Source organism: Ruegeria sp. BF8, assembly GCF_056538625.1.
In genome coordinates this window covers 1,297,551-1,316,412 of record NZ_JBQFTL010000001.1, presented here as the reverse complement: position 1 = coordinate 1,316,412, position 18,862 = coordinate 1,297,551, and the positions used below count along the sequence as shown (strand labels likewise).

The 18,862-nt window shown below is 61.6% G+C and carries 18 protein-coding genes; 9 read left to right on the top strand and 9 right to left on the bottom strand.

Going from position 1 to position 18,862, the window contains the following annotated elements; all coding sequences use genetic code 11:
* Nucleotides 1-12: 12 nt before the first annotated feature.
* Both ACR0LD_RS06545 and ACR0LD_RS06540 read right to left on the bottom strand, forming a co-directional pair.
* Nucleotides 13-990, bottom strand: coding sequence for an alpha/beta fold hydrolase (locus ACR0LD_RS06545; protein ID WP_480636069.1), 978 nt, complete (start codon nt 988-990; stop codon nt 13-15).
* Nucleotides 990-1,280, bottom strand: coding sequence for an SCP2 sterol-binding domain-containing protein (locus ACR0LD_RS06540; protein ID WP_480636067.1), 291 nt, complete (start codon nt 1,278-1,280; stop codon nt 990-992). The genes ACR0LD_RS06545 and ACR0LD_RS06540 overlap by 1 nt, the downstream gene beginning before the upstream one ends.
* Before the next feature lie 68 nt (nt 1,281-1,348).
* Here ACR0LD_RS06540 and ACR0LD_RS06535 point away from each other — a divergent pair, with 68 nt between their 5' ends.
* From ACR0LD_RS06535 to ACR0LD_RS06510, 6 genes are all read left to right on the top strand, one after another.
* Nucleotides 1,349-1,918, top strand: a complete 570-nt coding sequence (locus ACR0LD_RS06535; protein ID WP_254439758.1) for a tetratricopeptide repeat protein — start codon at nt 1,349-1,351, stop codon at nt 1,916-1,918.
* Between the two features lie 20 nt (nt 1,919-1,938).
* Complete coding sequence (locus ACR0LD_RS06530; RefSeq protein WP_480636066.1) at nt 1,939-4,740, top strand: helicase-related protein; 2,802 nt, start codon at nt 1,939-1,941, stop codon at nt 4,738-4,740.
* Nucleotides 4,741-4,746: 6 nt separating this feature from the next.
* Nucleotides 4,747-5,118 carry an RNA-binding S4 domain-containing protein gene (locus tag ACR0LD_RS06525; protein ID WP_170357533.1) on the top strand — a complete coding sequence of 124 codons (372 nt, stop codon included), beginning with the start codon at nt 4,747-4,749 and terminating at the stop codon, nt 5,116-5,118.
* Nucleotides 5,119-5,184: 66 nt separating this feature from the next.
* Nucleotides 5,185-5,523, top strand: a complete 339-nt coding sequence (fdxA, locus tag ACR0LD_RS06520; RefSeq protein WP_093961788.1) for a ferredoxin FdxA — start codon at nt 5,185-5,187, stop codon at nt 5,521-5,523.
* A gap of 282 nt (nt 5,524-5,805) precedes the next feature.
* Complete coding sequence (locus ACR0LD_RS06515) at nt 5,806-6,315, top strand: CarD family transcriptional regulator (protein WP_093961789.1); 510 nt, start codon at nt 5,806-5,808, stop codon at nt 6,313-6,315.
* 126 nt (nt 6,316-6,441) lie between these two features.
* Entirely contained in the window at nt 6,442-7,203 is a 762-nt protein-coding gene (locus ACR0LD_RS06510) for an ion channel (RefSeq protein ID WP_170357534.1), read from the top strand.
* Here the strand turns inward: ACR0LD_RS06510 and cobS are convergent.
* On the bottom strand, nt 7,200-7,964 hold the full coding sequence (gene cobS, locus ACR0LD_RS06505; RefSeq protein WP_170442424.1) for an adenosylcobinamide-GDP ribazoletransferase: 765 nt from the start codon (nt 7,962-7,964) through the stop codon (nt 7,200-7,202). The two genes, ACR0LD_RS06510 and cobS, sit on opposite strands and share 4 nt — an antisense overlap.
* 79 nt (nt 7,965-8,043) lie before the next feature.
* Here cobS and cobT point away from each other — a divergent pair, with 79 nt between their 5' ends.
* Entirely contained in the window at nt 8,044-9,057 is a 1,014-nt protein-coding gene (gene cobT, locus ACR0LD_RS06500; RefSeq protein ID WP_480636063.1) for a nicotinate-nucleotide--dimethylbenzimidazole phosphoribosyltransferase, read from the top strand.
* Nucleotides 9,058-9,084: 27 nt separating this feature from the next.
* Here cobT and ACR0LD_RS06495 read toward each other — a convergent pair whose 3' ends face one another.
* A complete protein-coding gene (locus tag ACR0LD_RS06495) occupies nt 9,085-10,962 on the bottom strand; it encodes a monovalent cation:proton antiporter-2 (CPA2) family protein (RefSeq protein WP_170433157.1) in 1,878 nt (625 codons plus the stop codon).
* A gap of 19 nt (nt 10,963-10,981) precedes the next feature.
* Nucleotides 10,982-11,437: an Lrp/AsnC family transcriptional regulator gene (locus tag ACR0LD_RS06490; RefSeq protein WP_093961793.1), complete on the bottom strand. Its 456-nt coding sequence runs from the start codon at nt 11,435-11,437 to the stop codon at nt 10,982-10,984.
* A 145-nt stretch (nt 11,438-11,582) separates the two neighbouring features.
* Between ACR0LD_RS06490 and hppD the strand changes: the two genes are divergently transcribed.
* Entirely contained in the window at nt 11,583-12,680 is a 1,098-nt protein-coding gene (hppD, locus tag ACR0LD_RS06485) for a 4-hydroxyphenylpyruvate dioxygenase (protein WP_480636060.1), read from the top strand.
* 61 nt (nt 12,681-12,741) lie between these two features.
* Here the strand turns inward: hppD and ACR0LD_RS06480 are convergent, their stop codons facing one another.
* A complete protein-coding gene (locus ACR0LD_RS06480; protein WP_480636059.1) occupies nt 12,742-14,772 on the bottom strand; it encodes a hypothetical protein in 2,031 nt (676 codons plus the stop codon).
* Between the two features lie 164 nt (nt 14,773-14,936).
* Here ACR0LD_RS06480 and ACR0LD_RS06475 point away from each other — a divergent pair, with 164 nt between their 5' ends.
* The gene (locus ACR0LD_RS06475; RefSeq protein ID WP_480636057.1) at nt 14,937-15,632 is read left to right on the top strand and encodes an SIMPL domain-containing protein; all 696 of its coding nucleotides are present in this window, start codon (nt 14,937-14,939) and stop codon (nt 15,630-15,632) included.
* A 2-nt stretch (nt 15,633-15,634) separates the two neighbouring features.
* Here the strand turns inward: ACR0LD_RS06475 and ACR0LD_RS06470 are convergent, their stop codons facing one another.
* The 3 genes from ACR0LD_RS06470 to ACR0LD_RS06460 form a co-directional block, all read right to left on the bottom strand.
* Nucleotides 15,635-16,345, bottom strand: a complete 711-nt coding sequence (locus ACR0LD_RS06470; protein WP_480636055.1) for a GNAT family N-acetyltransferase — start codon at nt 16,343-16,345, stop codon at nt 15,635-15,637.
* Nucleotides 16,346-16,351: 6 nt separating this feature from the next.
* The gene (locus ACR0LD_RS06465; RefSeq protein ID WP_480636053.1) at nt 16,352-17,644 is read right to left on the bottom strand and encodes an O-acetylhomoserine aminocarboxypropyltransferase/cysteine synthase family protein; all 1,293 of its coding nucleotides are present in this window, start codon (nt 17,642-17,644) and stop codon (nt 16,352-16,354) included.
* A 72-nt stretch (nt 17,645-17,716) separates the two neighbouring features.
* Nucleotides 17,717-18,712 (bottom strand): hypothetical protein, encoded by a 996-nt coding sequence (locus ACR0LD_RS06460; protein WP_480636051.1) that lies wholly within the window; start codon nt 18,710-18,712, stop codon nt 17,717-17,719.
* Nucleotides 18,713-18,862 lie beyond the last annotated feature (150 nt).

The window sequence follows — 18,862 nt, the reverse complement described above, 5'->3', positions numbered from 1 at the left end:
GCAGCCGAGGTGTCAGCGCGTCATCGCAAGCTCGGGCGTCTGCCCGTTGGCGGCGGCCGAGAAATGCGCGGCCATCTCCTCGAACACCGGGCCGCGGACCTCGGGCGGTTCCATCATCACCTCGTGTTCGCCGCCGGGGATCTCGACCAGTCGTCCGCTGGGCCAGTTCGCCATACGCGCCCGGATCGCCTTGCGGTCCACGATCTGCTCGTGGCTGCCAAGATAGGTCAGACAGGGAATGTCGGGGGCGGTCTGCGCCATCAGCCAGGCGCATTCGTCCAGTGCCTCGCGTAGCCAGATGGTCGACGGCGCACCCAGGGCCAGTTCGGGATGCGCTTTCAACTGATCCTGCATCATCCGGTACATCCCGGGATCGCGGGTCAGTGCGTTGCCCGCGAAAGGCTGGATCAGAACATAGCTTTCCAGTGACGTGGTCGGAGGCGTCTTTTCGCCCAGCCCGATCCGCGGCCCCCAATAGGCGGTCAGACGGCTGAGCGGTTTCATCAGTGGGGTAAAGAAAATGCCCCACATCGGGCCGGTGAAGGCACAAGAGGCAAACAGGCCGGTTTCCAGAACCGCGCGCATCCCGATGGCGCCGCCCATCGAATGGCCGATCACGTGCCAGGGTTTCGGCAGGCCAAGCTGCTCGGCCAGTTTCAGCGTTTCGCGCACGTCCTGCTGATAGTCGGTAAACTTGTCCACATGGCCAACGCGCGGATCTTCCAGCAATCTGTCAGCCAGACCCTGTCCGCGCCAATCCACGGCCAGTACAGCAAAGCCGCGTTGTACGAACTCACCCGCTGCATTGCCATATTTTTCAATATATTCCGTGCGGCCGGGAAAGATCATCACCGTCCCGGTCGCCTCACCTTCGGGGCGCCAGTGGCCCACGCGAATGCGTGTGCCGTCGCTTGTGGTCAACCAGTGCGCGGCGCCGCCGGCGGGACCGCCGGCCACATCTTCAAAGAACGGGGCCGGCGACAAATCCATCAGGCCAGCACCGAGGCAAGCTTCATGGCAACACCCATGTCGCCGTCGATGCTCAGCTTGCCGGCCATGAACGCACCCGTGGGGTTCAGCTCACCGCTGAGGATCTGCTCGAACGTGTCCGCGTCGGCGCTCAGGGTGACTTCGGCGTCCTCGTCGCTGACCCGCGCGCCATTTTCGTCCAACACGATCGAGCCGAGGTCGGCGATGGCGAATTTCGCCGACGAATCGAAATCGCCGCCCGACAGTTTTTCGTTCAGCGCGGCTGCCGCTTTTTCAAGAGTGTCGCTCATGGTCTTCCTCATTTGTTAGTGCGCCGTGAATGGACATCCGCGGTCGCAACGCTACACTGATCATTGTTATGAGCATTGCAATCAACAATCTCAAAGGTACCGTTGCGGCATTTGCCCTCCTAGTCATGTATTCCACCACTGGGATTGCGCAACAGGCCGATTTGCGGGACGAAGCCGAGCTGCTGCGTCAGCTTTCCGAAGCGTCGCCCGAGCAGGCAGCCGGTCTGGATCGGCAACTGCAGTCGCTGTGGTCGCAATCAGGGTCTGCCTCGGCTGATCTGCTGCTTGAGCGCGGACGCGAAGCACTGGACGAGGGCAATGTCGAAGCCGCGTTGGACCATCTGACGGCACTGACGGACCATGCGCCCGATTTCGCAGAAGGTTGGCATGTGCGCGCCTCCGTGTTTTTTGGGCTGGAGCGGTTCGGCATGGCGGCCGCCGATCTTGAGCACGCGCTTGCGTTGAACCCGAACAATTACGAAGCCATCTACGGGCTTGGCCTGATCTTTGAGGTGCTGGGTCAGCCCGAACAGGCCTATGACGCCTATTCCCGCGCGCTGGCTATACATCCCCATCACGAAGAAGTAACCAATGCCGTGAATCGGCTGAAACCGCAGATTGCGGGCAAGGCGCTTTAAGGTCCGGGCAGGGGGCAAAGGTGAACGGGGCATCCCGAATCGTGGCCGTACTTGGCCCGACCAACACAGGCAAAACCCACTATGCCATCGAACGCATGCTGGGGCACCGGACCGGTGTCATCGGCCTGCCGCTGCGGCTGCTTGCGCGCGAGGTCTATGACAAGATCGTCGCCATCCGCGGCCCCTCGGTGGTGGCTCTTGTGACGGGCGAGGAACGCATCGTTCCGCCGCGCACGCAATACTGGGTCTGCACGGTCGAGGCGATGCCCGAGGGAATGGGCACCGATTTCGTGGCCATCGACGAAATCCAGCTGTGCGCCGACCCCGAGCGCGGTCATGTCTTTACCGACCGGCTGCTGCGGATGCGTGGGACGCACGAGACACTTTTTCTGGGTGCCGACACGATGCGCGGCCCGATCGCGGCGCTGGTGCCGCAGGCGCAGTTCGCCCGGCGCGAGCGGATGTCGCAACTGGTCTACACCGGGTCCAAGAAGATCAGCCGCATGCCCCCGCGCAGTGCCATCGTCGGGTTCTCGGTCGAGAACGTCTATGCCATTGCCGAGCTTCTGCGGCGGCAAAAGGGTGGGGCGGCCGTGGTCATGGGCGCGCTCAGTCCGCGCACGCGGAACGCGCAGGTCGCGCTGTACCAGAATGGCGAGGTCGACTATCTGGTCGCGACTGATGCCATCGGAATGGGGCTGAACCTCGATGTGAACCACGTCGCGTTTTCGTCCCTGTCCAAATTCGATGGCCGGCGCATGCGGCCGCTGGCCCCGAACGAACTGGCCCAGATCGCCGGGCGCGCCGGGCGCGGCATGTCGGATGGCACCTTCGGCGTGACGGGCGAGGCGTCGCCGCTGGACGAAGGCGTGGCGCAGGCCATCATGGACAGCCGGTTCACGCCGATGAAAAAGCTGAACTGGCGGAATGCCGCCTTGCGGTTCGGCTCGGTCGATGCGCTGATCGACTCGCTCGAGGCCAGCCCGGACAACGAGCATTTGGTCAAAGCCCGGCCCGCAGACGACCTGAACGCGCTCAAGTCGCTGGCCCAGGTGCCCGAGGTTGCGGCCCGTGCCAGCGATGGTCCGTCGATCCGCCTGTTGTGGGATGTTTGCCGAATCCCCGATTTTCGAGGCATCAGCCATGCGGAACATGCCAGCCTGCTCGAATCGATCTTCGGACATCTGCACGAACGCGGCACGATCCCCGAGGATTTTCTGGCGCGCCAGATCCGCCGGATCGACAGAACCGACGGCGATATTGATGCACTGTCCAAAAGGTTGGCATATATTCGCACGTGGACATATGTTGCGCAACGAAACGGCTGGGTGCGCGACGAATCCCATTGGCGCGCGGAAACCCGCGCTGTAGAAGACAGGGTGTCAGACGCTTTGCATGAATGTCTGACGCAAAGATTTGTGGACCGGCGTACATCTGTTCTCTTGCGCCGGCTCAAACAGAAGGAGGCCCTTTTGGCCGAAGTGAATGACAAGGGTGAAGTGACCGTCGAAGGCGAATTCGTCGGTCGTTTGGAAGGGTTCCGGTTCATCCCGGACAAAAGCGCGCAGGGAACCGAGGCGAAAGCGCTCAAATCGGCCTCACTGCAAGCACTCGCGCCGCAATTCCATCTGCGTGCCGATCGCTTCTACAATGCGCCCGATACCGAAATTGATTTTACCGATCAGGGTGGCCTGATGTGGGGCGAATATGCCGTGGGCAAGCTGGTTGCCGGGGCCGAACCGCTCAAACCGATGGTCGAAGTGTTCGTGGACGAGGCCGCAGGGCCGGAGGTTGAGCAGAAGGTGCAGCGCCGCCTGCAACACTTCATCGACCGCAAGATCGCGGCGCTGTTCGAACCCCTGCTGAACCTGTCGCGCGACGAAGAATTGACCGGGTTGGCCAAGGGATTTGCCTTCCGTATGGTCGAGGCGTTGGGCATCCTGCCGCGCGCCGGAGTCGCACAAGAGGTCAAGGACCTGGACCAGGACGCCCGTGGCGCGCTGCGCAAGCACGGCATCCGGTTCGGCCAGTTCACCATCTTCATGCCGCTGCTGCTGAAACCTGCCCCGACGCGCCTGCGTCTGGTGTTGTGGGCCCTGGCAAATGGACTTCAGGAGTTTCCCGAAGCGCCGCCGCCGGGCTTGGTGACGGTGCCCGTCGCCAAGGGCGCGCCCGAGGGCTATGACACCATGTGCGGCTACCGCAATGCGGGCGAGCGTTCGATCCGTATCGACATGTTGGAGCGTCTGGCCGACATGCTGCGCGCCGAAGACAGCCGCGGCGGTTTCGAAGCCAAGGCGGACATGTTGTCGATCACCGGTATGACGCTGGAACAGTTCGCCGACCTGATGCAGGGGCTGGGCTACAAGGCCGAGCGCGGTGAACGGACCAAGATCAAGCCGGCTCAGATGACCGAGCAACCACCGGCGGCAACTGCCGAAGCTCCGGCCGAGACCACCGAAGCAGAGGCGCAGTCGGATGTGGCCGTCGCCACCGAGGCGCCAGCCGAGGCTACTGACAGCGCCGAGGCTGAGGCCGAGGCCACGGCCGCAGACCCGGCATCGGACGAACCCGAAGTCGAGGTGTTCTACACCTTTACCTGGGGCCGTCAGGCCAACCGGGGGCCACGTGGTGACCAACGGCAGGGTCGGGGCAAACCGGGCGGGAAGCCTCGGGATGGTCGCGGCAAGCCGCAGGGCAAGAAGGGTGGCAAGCCGCAAGGGGCCAAGACCTTCTCGTCCCGGCCGCCCAAAAAGGAAAAGGCGATTGATCCCGACAACCCGTTTGCCGCTGCGCTGATGGGTCTGAAGGACGGCAACTGATCGCTGATGGCCGACGCACCGGCCAAGCTGCGGATCGACAAGTGGCTGTGGCATGCGCGGTTTTTCAAGACCCGCAGCCTGGCCGCCAAACAGGTCAACGCCGGGCATGTGCGCATCAACGGTGACCGGGCCCAGAAGCCGGCGCAAACCGTCGGGCCCGGTGACGTTCTGACTTTCGCTCAGGGGCGGGTTATTCGCGTGGTTCAGGTCGAAATCCTGGGCGCGCGACGCGGCCCGGCGACCGAGGCGCGGACGCTGTACACGGATTTGACTGAAGAGAAGGATAATCCGCCACAAAATCCGGGTTTCGAAGGAAAAGGTCGTCCGACCAAGAAGGATCGGCGCGCGCTTGATCTTTCTCGCACCCCCAAGGGCTGATCTTCTCTTGAAGATGGGGGCAGACTGAATTAGCTAGTCGCCCAAACCTCTGACGGGAATTGGACCATGACCTACGTTGTCACCGAGAACTGTATCGCCTGCAAATACACCGACTGCGTCGAGGTATGCCCGGTGGATTGCTTCTATGAAGGTGAAAATACCCTGGTCATCCATCCGGATGAATGCATCGATTGCGGCGTGTGCGAGCCGGAATGCCCGGCGGACGCCATTCGCCCGGATACCGAACCGGGAATGGAGCAGTGGGTCGAATTCAACCGCAAATACGCGGAACAATGGCCGGTTATCGTAACCAAGAAAGACCCGCTTCCGGGCGCCGAGGAGCGCGACGGTGAAGAGGGCAAGATGGAGAAATACTTCTCCGAGGCACCGGGCGAGGGCGGCTGAGCGATTCGGGTCGCAAAGCCCGTAAGACAGCTGTAAGTTTTTGCCTTAATGCGCTGAAAAAAGTCACAAATTCCGAGCCGAAGGCCCCGTCCGCTTTCAGGTGTCTTAATTTTGTGATATACTCATGTGGCAAATGATGATCGAGATGGGGACGACTCCGTAAGTATGCTCACTTTGGAGTTCTGAGTTTTTGACATGTAATCAGCCTGACAGGGGTCGCGGGTGACCCCGGTTAGGTTTTTTGTCGCTTTTTTCCCGCTCTGCAACCAAGGAAACACGTGCATGACAAAGTCGAAGAAGCTTGAGTTCCGTCCGAACGACTATGTTGTCTACCCTGCACATGGGGTCGGGCAAATCATATCGATTGAAGAACAGGAAGTCGCTGGATACTCGCTCGAGCTGTTCGTCATCTCATTCGAGAAAGACAAGATGACCCTACGGGTGCCGACCAACAAGATCACTGAATCCGGTCTGCGCTCGCTCAGCTCGCCCGATGTGATCAGCCAGGCGATGAAAACGCTGAAGGGTAAAGCCAAGGTAAAGCGTGCCATGTGGTCGCGCCGGGCGCAGGAATACGAACAGAAGATCAATTCGGGTGACCTGATCTCGATCGCCGAGGTGGTGCGTGACCTGCACCGCACCGACGACCAGCGTGAGCAGAGCTATTCCGAGCGTCAGCTCTATGAAGCCGCGCTTGAGCGTCTGACGCGCGAAGTTGCGGCCGTGTCCGGTTCGGACGAAATCGCAGCGGCCAAGCAGGTGGACGAAGTCCTGACCTCGCGCGCGGCCTGATCGGGCTTTGAAGCAACACCAAAGGGCCGCTCTGGTTTCAGAGCGGCCTTTTTCATGCCCGATCGCTTGGTTCGCGCCGCCTTTCCCGCTAATTTCCCAGTCATTGGAACCGTATACGGGTCAGTCATGAAGCAGACGGTCAAGGCACTCTATATCGGCAGAGGGGCGGTTTCGGTCTGGTTCCGGTACTGTCTGATCCTGTTCGACCTTGCCTCGATCGTGTTTTTCGTGGCGACGGCGAACATTCCGCACGGCCCCGGATTGATTGCAGTCAGCTGGGCGGTGGGGCTGATCATTCTGCTGGATTTCTCGGCTCGGATGTGGATCGCGAAAGACCGCAAGAAGCTGCTGTTCAAAATCTACACGCTTGCGGATCTGGTCGTGATCGCCTCGCTGATCCTTGACCCTTTCCTGACCGGCAGCCTTGCGTTCCTGCGGATTCTGCGTGCGCTGCGGCTGATCCATTCCTATCACCTGTTGCATGATCTGCGCCGCGACAGTGAGTTTTTCCGAACCCACGAGGATGCGGTCATCGCTGCCGTGAACCTGCTGGTGTTCATTTTCGCAACATCCACCGCCGTACTGGTTTTCTATATCCCCGAGGACAGCCAGACCCCGTATATCGATGCGCTGTATTTCACGATGGCGACACTGACCACGACGGGTTTCGGCGACATCACACTGAACTCTCCGGGCGGCAAGCTGTTTTCGGTCTTCATAATGGTGGTCGGTGTGGCGCTGTTCGTGCGGCTGGCTCAGGCCATTTTCATGCCGCAGAAAGTACGCCACAAATGTCCCAATTGCGGGCTGTTTCGGCACGACCCGGATGCCGTACACTGCAAGCATTGCGGTGAGACACTACGGATCAAGACCGGCGGTGTCGGCTAGAGCAGGGCGGCAACGGCCAGCAGGAAAGCAACCTCGGACAGCTGTTGAGAAGCCCCCAGGATATCACCGGTCTGACCGCCAATCTTGGTTTTGGCTATGATTGCCAGACCCACGGTTGCGGCTACCGCACAGGCGACGGGCAGAAGGGCGGTCCAGCCCAGAAGAGCCAGAGAGAAAACGAAAGCCAGCCCGAGACCGGCTGCAACCGACAAAGGCGGAGGAGCGCCGACGCTATGGCTCAGCCCGCTGCCGCGGGCGTTCGGTAGGCCCGCCATCAATGGTGGCATCACCGCACGGGAAAACACAGCCGCCGCCAGTATTCCGGCCGGACTTCCTGCCGCCAGTAGTGTTGCGACCGCCGAGATCCTGAGCAGTTGAATGACCAACAAGGCCAACACCCCGTAGGTGCCGATATGGCTGTCCTTCATGATCTCGAGTCTGCGTTCGGGTGTATATCCGCCCCACAGCCCGTCCGCGGTGTCGGCCAGCCCGTCCTCGTGCATGGCTCCGGTCGCTGCGATCAGAACGGCGACAGCAAGGACTGCGCTGACTGTCCCGGAAAGGCCCACGGCCATCGCAGACCAGCCTACGGCACAGCCCAAGCCGCCAACAACCAGCCCGGCCGCAGGAAAGGCCCAAGCGGCTTTGGACTGTCGCTCGAAGAGCGATTTGGGCAGCACGGGCAATGGCAGCCGCGTCAAAAGAACCAGAACCAGCGGCACGTCCCATGGCGAAAAGGTTCGAGTGTCGTTTTTGTGCACTTGCGCGCCTTTCGAGGGGTTGTTGCTTTGCCTGCTTCGGTTAAACACGCAGGACCACTCCGATGCAACGAGGCTTTGAATGCTGCCTGAACTCAATGATCTGAATACCTTCCGCGACGCACTGCGCAATGCTCCGGGGCCGGATGAGGCTGCAAGGCAAGGGGCTGCCGACCGCAACGGACAGCTGACCAAGCCGCCGGGTGCGTTGGGCCGACTGGAGGATCTGGCGATCTGGTATGCCGGTTGGCGTGGGGATGCCCGGCCGCAGATCGAGGCGCCTCAGGTGATTGTCTTTGCCGGCAATCACGGCGTGACGGCGCAGGGGGTCTCGGCCTTTCCGCCCGAGGTTACGGTTCAGATGGTCATGAATTTCGAGCACGGAGGCGCGGCCATCAACCAATTGGCCAAAGCGGCCGGGGCCAAGATGACGGTACACGCGCTGGACCTGGATCGGCCGACGGCCGACTTCACAAAGGCCCCGGCAATGTCCGAGGACGAGCTTCTGACCGCTTTGCAGACCGGCTGGAACGCCGTTGACCCCACCGCAGACCTTCTTGTCGTTGGCGAAATGGGTATTGGCAACACCACCCCTGCAGCGGCCATCGCCTGCGCGTTGTTCGGCGGAGAAGCCGCTGATTGGACCGGGCGTGGAACCGGTGTGGACGATGCGGGCCTTGCCAACAAGACGCGCGTCGTTGCCGAAGGTGTTGCGCTGCACGGAGCATCTGACGACGGGCTTGAGATCCTGCGGTGTTTGGGAGGGCGCGAGATCGCGGCCATGGCAGGGGCCATTTCAGCCGCCCGAATTCTGCGCATCCCGGTCATTCTGGATGGGTTCATCTGCACCTCGGCTGCGGCTTGCCTCGATCGTCTGGCGCCGGGAGCGCTGGACCATGCCGTTGCTGGCCACCAGAGTGCGGAAAGTGCGCACGCGTCCATGCTGACCAAGCTGGACAAAGCGCCCTTGCTGAGCCTCGGGCTGCGGCTGGGCGAAGGGTCGGGGGCCGCGCTGGCCATCAATATCCTGAAAAGCGCCGTCGCTTGCCATTCGGGTATGGCCACCTTTGCCGAAGCCGGTGTGTCGGACGGTTGAGCTCGGCTGACCCGGGATATCCCCGGGTCAGGCTGACTTCTTTTCGTTCTTTTCGGCCAGTTCCAGCAGCGCAGTCTCCAGGTCCTTCTCCAACTCGCGCGCGCGTTCGATGTACTTTTTGTTCTCGGCCGTCGGCATGCCGGGAACCCAGAGTTCGGCCAATTCGCGAATTGCCTGCCGATCGTGGTGATAGAAGGTCTGCTGTGCTTGCGCGGCCTCGTATTCGCTCAAACCAATGTTCTCCAGCACATAACGCCCGGCCCGCAGAGAGCTGTCGAACAGCTCACGCACGATGTCATCAGCGCCGGCCTGATACAGCTCGTACACATGGGTCCGGTCATGCGCGCGGGCGACGATGTGAAGGTCGGGGCGCTGCCGGCGGGCGTAGCCGACCAATCGGGTCACTTCCTTGCGGTTGTCCATCGCGGCCACCAAAACGGAAGCCTTTTCAAGGCCCGCAGCCCGCAGCAATTCGGGACGCGTCGGATCACCCAAGAATCCTTTGACGCCGAACCGACGCATCAGCTGGATCGTTTCGATATTGTGGTCCAGCACCACCGTCTTGAACCCGCTGGCGCGCACCAGCCGGTTGACGATCTGTCCGAACCGCCCAATTCCCGCAATGATGACGGGACCTTTTTCGTCTATTTCCTCGGGTTCAACCTGGGGTGAGTTGTCGCGGATGTGGCGCGAAAGGTAGTCATAGATGATGAACAGAAGCGGTGTGATCAGCATGGTCAGGGCAATGATCATCAACAGCTTCTGCGACAGGGCCGGGGGAATGACATTCTGCTTGGTCGAAAAGGCCAGCAGCACGAAGCCGAACTCACCCGCCTGAGCCAAACCCAGCGTGAACAGCCAATGGTCGCGGCCGCGCAACTTGAATGCACGACCAACGGCATACAGGATCAGGCCCTTGACCAGGATTACCAGCAGGGCCAGGCCGATCAGGTCGAACGGGTCGTTGAAAAAGTACCCGACGTCGATCCCGGCCCCGACCGTGATGAAGAACAGGCCCAGCAGCAATCCCTTGAACGGCTCAAGGTCGCTTTCCATCTCGTGCCGGAACTCGGAACTGGCCAGGACGACGCCAGCGAGGAAGGCGCCCAACGCCGGGGACAGGCCCACCAGCGTCATCAGGAACGAGATCCCTACTACGATCATCAGGGCCAACGCCGTGTACATCTCGCGCAGGCGGGTGGTGTGGATGAACCGGAACAAGGGACGGGTCAGGTAGACGCCTACCACGATCACGAATGCGATCGCACCCAATGTCACCAGCGTCACCGCCCATCCGGGCAGGCCATCGACCAATGACAACGTATGGTGCGCGTCGCCGTGCCCGTCGCCGCCGCGCGTGATTGATCCGTCATCCTCGATGAAGATGCTGGCCGGCATGGCCAGCAGTGGCAGAAACGCCAGGATCGGAATCACGGCGATATCCTGAGTCAGCAGGACCGAGAACGTGGATCGCCCGCCGTTTGTGCGCATCAAGCCCTTTTCCGACAGCGTCTGCAGCACGATGGCGGTTGATGACAGGGACAGTGTCAGCCCCACGGCCAAGGCAACTGACCATGGTTGACCCGTGTAGAAGGTAACTGCTGCAATCACGACCGTAGAGAGCGAGATCTGCAGTCCACCAAGCCCCAACAACCGGTGCCGCATATCCCAAAGTGCGCGGGGTTCCAGCTCGAGCCCGATCAGGAACAGCATCATGACGACGCCAAATTCCGCGACATGCTGCAAGTCTTTGGTTTCCGCGCCCACGAGCCCAAGGATCGGACCGATGGCGATGCCGGCGGCAAGATATCCGAGGACAGACCCCAGCCCAAGTCGCGCCGACAGGGGGACGGCGATCACGGCGGCTGCCAGATAGATCGAAGCCTGGTACAGGAACTCGTTCATCTTCTTCCTTTCCTTGCCGTCAGGTCGGCAGCGGAGCGTCGCGTTTCAGCTGGTCCATCACGATCTGGCTTTGCACCCGTGCTACCGCAGGATGGGGCAGTATCACCTCGTGAAGCAAGGTGTTGAGCGCGGAAAGATCCTCGCAATAGACATGTAGCAGATAGTCTGCCTCGCCAGTCATCGTCCAGGCGCTGGTGATTTCCGGGCGGGTTTCCACCATGCGCGCAAAACTGGATGATTGTTCGGGGCCGTGGGTGCCGAGGTGAACTTGAACGAAGCCCTGGACCTGCAGGCCAAGTTTGCGCGGGTCAAGCCGAGCTGCGTAGCCGGTGATATAGCCCTCGGCCTCCAGCCGCTGACGGCGGCGCCCGGCTTGACTGGGGGACAGGTTCAGCATCTCACCCAACTGATGTGCGGTCAGGTGCGCGTCTTTTTGCAGCGCGGCCAGAAGGCGAGTATCGGTTGCGTCCAGCATGTGCGGAGATTCTCACATTTTTCGGGGTCTGGTGCGGAGTTTTCGCAGGCTTCTGTAGTTTACATGAAAAGAATGCGCAAAAACAGCGCTGAAAAAGGCGTATTCTTGAATCAGCAAAGAATTTCCTGTTTCAAGAGGACAAGCCATGGGCCCTTTCCCGCACAACGCCCCGAAATCCGTGATCAGCGCCGAGAACCCCGCCGGCACAGATGGGTTTGAATTTGTTGAATTCGCGCATCCCGAACCGCAGGAGCTGCGCGACCTGTTCGCCAAGATGGGTTTTGAAAAGGTTGCGCACCACAAGACCAAACCGCTGATCGAGCTGTGGCAGCAGGGCGATGTGACCTACATCCTGAACGCGGACCCCGACAGCTTTGCTGCGAAATTCGTGGAAGAGCATGGCCCCTGTGCCCCGTCGATGGGCTGGCGTGTCGTGGATGCGCAAAAGGCCTATGACCATGCCGTGTCGAAGGGGGCCGAACCCTATGATGCGGCCGACAAGACCATGGATGTGCCCGCGATCAAGGGTATCGGCGGGTCGCTGATCTATTTCATCGACCAGTATTACGAAACCTCGCCCTACAATCAGGAATTCGAGTGGCTGAAGCAGTCCAAACCGCGCGGCGTCGGTTTCTATTACCTCGATCACCTGACGCACAATGTCTTCAAGGGCAACATGGACAAGTGGTTCAGGTTCTACGGCGATCTGTTCAACTTCCGCGAAATCCGCTTCTTCGACATCCAGGGCAAATATACCGGCTTGCTCAGCCGTGCATTGACCTCGCCCTGCGGCCGTATCCGGATTCCGATCAACGAAGACCGCGGCGAGACCGGTCAGATCGTATCCTACCTGAAGAAGTACAAGGGTGAGGGCATCCAGCACATCGCCGTCGGCAGCGAGAACATCTATGACTCGACCGATGCAATCGCCGAACGAGGGCTGAAGTTCATGCCCGGTCCCAACGATGCCTATTATGATATGTCCTTCGACCGCGTGAAGGGCCATGACGAGCCGATGGATCGCATGAAGAAGCACGGCATCCTGATCGATGGTGAAGGCGTGGTGGACGGCGGCGAGACCAAGATCCTGCTGCAGATCTTCTCGAAAACCGTGATTGGTCCGATCTTCTTCGAGTTCATCCAGCGCAAGGGCGATGACGGCTTTGGCGAAGGCAATTTCAAGGCTCTGTTCGAATCGATCGAGCGCGAACAGATTGAATCCGGAGAGATTTCTGCCGCCTGAAGAAGACCCAGAATTTGGAACCCGGCCTACCGGGTTCCAATTTTCTGAAACGCGGCGCGCTTTACCCGCGCGGCATCTTCAACGTGACGTTGCGGCCGCCTTTCTGATAACGAAGCTCGCTGTCGCCAATCGCGACGACTTTGCCGCCGTCAATCCGATCTCCGACTTTCAGCTTCTTGTACCGACCGCTTGGTAGCCGGACCAAGGCACGCCGATTGGCCGGCGTACCGTAAACGCCGATCAGGTTCAGACGCCGCAGATTCAATGCATTGTCAATCGTGGCTTGGCGCGCCACCGAGGCCCGGCTGGGTATCTTGGGTGCGACGGTTGTGGGTTTGAACGATCCCGCTTCATCGTCATCCGCCTTTGCTACCGCTGCGGTCGACCCCAGAGTGGCTGAGCCGGTTGTTGCTTTTCGGGCCGCCAGAGCGGCCACGGTCGACGGACGAACGCGGGGGCGAGGGACGCGCACCACGGCCAATGCGGTGGGCGTGCGGTCCACAGCCTCGCGCTCTTGGATCGACGCCGGCCTGGATTTCGGGCGGATAACCGCCAGCTCGTCCACCGTCCGGCCGCCCAGCTGCCCACGCTCAAAGTTCTCAACCAGCGTTTCCGGGCGCAGGCGCGGACGCAGACCAGCCAGCCTTGTGTCGTCGTCTGTGGCAGTCGGGTCGGTTTCGAACCTGACCGGCACCTGGGGCGGAACCGATGAAGGGCGGCCGAGGAACACGAGGATGCCGTCAGGGTTCAACGTCCCCTCGGGTGTCGGAGTGACAAGGCCACGGTCATCAAGGTCAAAACGACTGCCCGCGGCATTGGGCAGACCGACCGTGGCCACGGGCTCGTCGGTATCAAAGCTCTCTTCGGCCGGAAGCGCCACGGCATCCTGCGACAGCTCCGCGTGATCGACGGACGACAGGTATACGTCCTCGGGCACCTCGGGGTCTGGCACCGGCAGCGGATCGGGCGCGGTGATCGTCAGGCCAGAGGTTTCTTCGAAGTCCTCCACACTTTCCGGATCGCGTTCGACCTGCTCGACGGGCGAGGGCGAAACATTCAATGCTTCCAGAATTGCCTGATCCGTCGGCGTCAATTCGGGGGGCGTGGGTGTCTCCGGCTCGACCAGGGGCGTGCTGGCTTCAAATGTCAGGTCTTCGTCGGCCAATGCCTCAGGGTCGGGCGTGTCCTCGGGCTGAGGAGCGACTTCTGCAAGTCCTTCAGCTTCGGTCTTGGTCAGCGGTGGTGCGGCGATAGAAACTGGCGCAGGTGCCGTTTCGACGACCGGCGCAGTCGCCACAGGGCTGCCAGTTTCGTCTGACCCTGACCAGATCAATGCGACAACGGCCAACACGACGGCGCCCGCCGCAGCGGCACCAATGTAGCGAACCGGTATGCCGGAGTTTGATGCCGCAGGATTCTGTGAGGCGGTTTCAGTCGCTTCTATCGGCGATACGAATACGTCCGGCTGAGCCGGGTCAGCAATCGGATGCGCCTGAGGCGAGGGGGCCGGATCGGGTTCCGATGCCTGCGAAGCTTGAGGCGCGGGATCTGCGTCCTCGGCCGGCGCGACAGTATCAATCTCCTCGGCCGGTGGCTCGGGCGGCTGTGTGACGGATGTCGCGCGCTCAGCAAACTCGAACTCTCCGGTACCGGTCCAAGGCGCATCGGGGGCCAGTGTTGCAGCGAACCGAACAGGCACGAACCCGTAGCGACTGGCAAAGGCTCGGGCCTCGTCTATCGTCTCTTTCGCCACGGCAGCGACCAGAAGATCCGACCCATCCGCACGGAGGTCGTACATCAACTCGGCAATCTCGCAGCCCGTGGCCTGAGCCAATTCCGCCTCGACCACTTGCGTCACGTCGGAGTCGTCTGTGCTGGTGACCGTGAGGTAGCGCACGTGGTCCGAAGGAATCACGACCGTACAGCTGAGATCATTGGCCAGCGCGAAACCTCGACCGCGAAGCTCGTTCAACTGTTCGGAAAAATCCGGCGCGTCCAGTGATACGGTGCCGATGCCAAACCATTCGTCATCCGAATAGTGCAGCAGAGTGATCCCGTTATCCGAAAGAGACAGCGCAAAAGCGGGTTTCATTATTCAAGGGTGCCGTAATTGTCTGAACCAAAGCAAACGCCCTTGCGTCCGCGCACCGAGATTAAAGCAGGAACCCGCCGAGGGAAAGGAAAAGGCAAAATCTCCCCTTGTCCGGCGAAGGCTTGCCAACCCATCTTTGATCTCAGAAAACAGGAGAGATCACATTGAAGACATTTGCTTTTTTGGCGGCGCTATTGGCGGCGACAGTTGCCGTGGCCGCCCATGCGGAAGAACGTCGCATCCAGGTTTACGGAACCGGAACAGCCGAGGCCGCGCCGGATATGGCAACCATCACGGTGGGGGTGACAAATCAAGACGCGCAGGCTTCCGCAGCAATGCAGGCGACCTCGGACGCGGTTGCCACCGTCCTGAGCCGCCTGAGTGAGATGGGGATCGAATCGCGCGACCTGCAGACCCGCGATCTGTCCCTGTCCCCGGTCTGGTCCGGACGGGGCAACGCGGATGGCGAAGCACCGAGGATCACGGGCTTCGTTGCGTCGAACCGTGTGTTCGTGCGGGTCAGAAATCTGGATGATCTGGGGCAGATCATGGATGCGGTCATTCAGGATGGTGCGAATGATTTTGGTGGTTTGACCTTCACAGTTCAGGATCCCAAGCCGCTTGAAGCGAAGGCGCGCGCCCAAGCCGTCGCCGATGCGACAGCCAAGGCCGAACAATTGGCTCAGGCCGCCGGTGTCACCTTGGGTTCAGTCGTGTCGATCAACGAGCAGGGAGGGGGCATTCGCCCAATGCCCCAGATGCGCGAGATGGCCATGGCCGATTCGGGCGGGGTACCGGTCGCCGGTGGCGAGGTTTCGGTTTCGGTCACCGTGTCGATGGAGTTCGACATTTCCGAGTGACCTCAGCTTTCGCTGCGGGCCGTCAGCGGTTTCCGCTGTTGGCCCGTGGCATCGAAATTCTCAGGTGACAGCCAGGTTTCGAACGCCTGCCGGATGCGTGGCCAGTCCGTGTCGACGATCGAAAACCACGCCGTGTCGCGGTTGCGCCCCTTGTAATGGGTGGCTTGCCGAAATTCGCCTTCGAAGACAAAACCCAGCCGTTCGGCGGCCCGGCGCGACGGGGCATTCAGCGCATCGCATTTCCATTCGTAGCGGCGATAGCCCAACTCATCGAACACGCGGCGCATCATCAGAAACATCGTTTCGGTCGCGACCGGAGTGCGCTGCATCAGCGGCGAAAAGTGGATGTGTCCCACCTCGATTGCGCCGGCATTGCGGTCGATACGCAGGTAGGACGCCATCCCGACGGGCTGTCCGTCTTGGTCCAGAACCGTGTGGAACAGCGGATCGTCCCCTGTGCAGGTTTGGGCCAGCCAGGCGGCGAACCCAGCTTGCGAGTCGAACGGGCCGTAGGGCAGGTAGGTCCAGTTGCGGCCGTCGGTATCGGCGGCAAACGCCCGGAACAGGCCGGGCGCATCCGCATTCACATCCAAGGGCACCACGCGGCAAAACCGCCCCTTCATGGGCGCGCGCGGTGGGGCCGGGCGCGGGAACTCCCCAGCAACCGGCAGGCCCACCGGCTGGCCCAATGCGTTGATCCTGTGCCCCGGCATTTTGGACTAGGCGCAGGCCTTGGACAGCGCCTGATCGAGATCGGCGATCAGATCGTCGGCATCCTCGATCCCGATCGAGACCCGTACTACGTTCGGCCCGGCGCCGGCGGCCTCTTGCTGTTCGGGGGTCAGTTGCCGGTGCGTGGTCGAGGCCGAATGGATGATCAGCGACCGCGCATCGCCCAGGTTGGCGACGTGGCTGAAGATTTCCAGCGCGTTCACCAGCTTGACGCAGGCGTCATAGCCGCCCTTGACCGCAAAGGTGAACAGGGCCCCTGCGCCTTTGCGGTAATGCTTCTTGACCCGGTCGTGATAGGGCGACGAGGGCAGGCCTGCATAGGTCACATAGTCCACGCGGTCGTCTTTCTCGAGCCAGGCGGCGATCTCTTCGGCGTTTTCGACATGGCGCTGCATGCGCAGGCTGAGCGTCTCGATCCCCATCAGCGTGTAATGCGCTGCCTGCGGGTTCATCGTCATGCCCAGGTCGCGCAGGCCAACGGCGATACCGTGGAAGGTGAAGGCCAGCGGGCCGAAGGTTTCGTGGAACTTCAGGCCGTGATAGGCAGGCTCCGGCGCGCTGAGCGAGGGAAACTTGTCGCTGGCGGACCAGTCGAACTTGCCCGAATCCACGATGCAGCCGCCGGTGACCGTGCCATTGCCGGTCAGGTACTTGGTTGTCGAATGCACGACCAGCGTCGCACCATGCTCGATCGGGCGGCACAGATAGGGCGTGGCCGAGGTGTTGTCGACGATCAGCGGAATGCCGGCGGCGTCGGCCACATCGGCCAGCGCGCGGATATCGGTGACGTAACCGCCCGGATTGGCGATGGACTCGCAGAACACCGCGCGGGTGTCGTCGTCGATGGCGGCCTTAACCGCATCCAGATCATCGGTATCGACGAATTTGGCCGACCAGCCAAAGCGCTTGATGGTCTGGCTGAACTGCGTGACCGTCCCGCCATACAGCCGGGTCGAGGCGACCACGTTGCAGCCCGGCCCCATCAGCGGGAACAGCGCCATGATCTGGGCCGCGTGACCCGAAGAGCAGCACACCGCGCCAACGCCACCTTCCAGCGTCGCCACCCGTTCCTGCAGAACTGCCACCGTGGGGTTGGTCAGGCGCGAGTAGATATAGCCGACCTCTTGCAGATTGAACAAAGCGGCCGCGTGATCGGCATCGCGGAACACATAGGCCGTGGTCTGATAGATCGGGGTCTGGCGCGCGCCGGTCGCCGGGTCGGGGCGGGCGCCCGCGTGAATTTGCAGCGTATCAAAACCATAGGTGGGGCCGTCGGACATCCGTCACTCTCCTGTTGGGTATATGCGTTGCAGAATCTCTAGGCGATTGCCGGGCCCGGCACAATGTCCGCGTCAGCGCAGCCACAGCCCCTTGTTCTTTATGACCTTGCGGATGGCCTGCTCGCGTTGGGGCAGGTTGTCCCGGTCGAACATGGCGCGGATCTTGGCGCCCTTGCCCTGATAGACCAGCCGTTTCAGCGGGTCATAGTTCTTGAGCACCTTCTTGACCTTGTTGGGCGCGGCAACGGTTTCCAGCACCTCGACCACCCGGTCGCTTTCGCGCGCATAGAGCAGCGGGAACAGGCGATAGTGGCAGCTGACCGAGCCATCCAGCAGGCCCGAGGGCAGAACATCGCGCCCGCCGCCAAGCGCGTGGATGACCAGCGGCAGCGCCGCCTGGTCCAGCCACGGGTCCAGGTTCTGGCCGGTCAGGGCAGGGATCTCTTCATCCCGGATGGTGCGGGCATAGTCCAGAAACCGTGCGCCGAATTGTCGGGGGCATTTGTAGAAGAAATACCCCGCATTGAAATACAGATACCGCCGCCAGTATTCTGCCGGTTGGGTCGGGTCGATCGAGCTTTGGAAATCCAGCCCGAACCGGTCATAGAGCGCCCGCCAGATTCCGTCGAACCCCGGCCCGTACAGGGTCGGCTTGGGCCAGGTGCCCTCGACCTTCTGCGATGCGCCGGGCCGGTCGAAATCGAACGGCACCGCGGCCAGGTCGCCGGTGATCAGCGTGTCGGTGTCGAAGAACACGAAGGGCTCACCCTCGGGCAGGGCGGCCAGCGCCTCGATCTTGTTGCCGTAGGGATAGCTTTCGCCGAACACCTCGGACGAAAAGGGTAGGATCTCGGAATCGAGCTGTTTCAGCGCCTTCAGAACGTCCTCGTTGCGGATGCTCGGGTCCTGGTTCCAGCGCGGGCCGGGTTGCGGAACGCCCACGAACAGGCGGCCCGAGAATCCGGGCGCGGAATGGCGCAGCGAGGCGGCAAACAGGACGGCTTCGTATTGCAGGCGGTTGTTCTGCCCGATGATCAGGATGTTGAATTTCTGCCGGTCTGCCTGCATCTGCGCCTTCCGTTCGAGGCGCTTGCCCGCCCCTTGCCGTTGGTTTCGACCTACAGCATCGCTGAACCTGCGTCAAAACCGTTAACGCCGCGTGTTTGAAATCGGGTTCGGCACGCCCATGTTGATGGGGAGGACCAGACAGGAGCGCGA

Bases quoted from the DNA above. Each gene is read 5' to 3' on its own strand.
- cobT (WP_480636063.1), top strand. From the start codon at position 8,044: ATGCTGCCTGAACTCAATGATCTGAATACCTTCCGCGACGCACTGCGC.
- ACR0LD_RS06495 (WP_170433157.1), bottom strand. From the start codon at position 10,962: ATGAACGAGTTCCTGTACCAGGCTTCGATCTATCTGGCAGCCGCCGTG.
- ACR0LD_RS06510 (WP_170357534.1), top strand. From the start codon at position 6,442: ATGAAGCAGACGGTCAAGGCACTCTATATCGGCAGAGGGGCGGTTTCG.
- ACR0LD_RS06490 (WP_093961793.1), bottom strand. From the start codon at position 11,437: ATGCTGGACGCAACCGATACTCGCCTTCTGGCCGCGCTGCAAAAAGAC.
- ACR0LD_RS06535 (WP_254439758.1), top strand. From the start codon at position 1,349: ATGAGCATTGCAATCAACAATCTCAAAGGTACCGTTGCGGCATTTGCC.
- hppD (WP_480636060.1), top strand. From the start codon at position 11,583: ATGGGCCCTTTCCCGCACAACGCCCCGAAATCCGTGATCAGCGCCGAG.
- ACR0LD_RS06470 (WP_480636055.1), bottom strand. From the start codon at position 16,345: ATGCCGGGGCACAGGATCAACGCATTGGGCCAGCCGGTGGGCCTGCCG.
- ACR0LD_RS06540 (WP_480636067.1), bottom strand. From the start codon at position 1,280: ATGAGCGACACTCTTGAAAAAGCGGCAGCCGCGCTGAACGAAAAACTG.
- ACR0LD_RS06545 (WP_480636069.1), bottom strand. From the start codon at position 990: ATGGATTTGTCGCCGGCCCCGTTCTTTGAAGATGTGGCCGGCGGTCCC.
- fdxA (WP_093961788.1), top strand. From the start codon at position 5,185: ATGACCTACGTTGTCACCGAGAACTGTATCGCCTGCAAATACACCGAC.
- ACR0LD_RS06515 (WP_093961789.1), top strand. From the start codon at position 5,806: ATGACAAAGTCGAAGAAGCTTGAGTTCCGTCCGAACGACTATGTTGTC.
- ACR0LD_RS06460 (WP_480636051.1), bottom strand. From the start codon at position 18,712: ATGCAGGCAGACCGGCAGAAATTCAACATCCTGATCATCGGGCAGAAC.
- ACR0LD_RS06525 (WP_170357533.1), top strand. From the start codon at position 4,747: ATGGCCGACGCACCGGCCAAGCTGCGGATCGACAAGTGGCTGTGGCAT.
- ACR0LD_RS06480 (WP_480636059.1), bottom strand. From the start codon at position 14,772: ATGAAACCCGCTTTTGCGCTGTCTCTTTCGGATAACGGGATCACTCTG.
- ACR0LD_RS06465 (WP_480636053.1), bottom strand. From the start codon at position 17,644: ATGTCCGACGGCCCCACCTATGGTTTTGATACGCTGCAAATTCACGCG.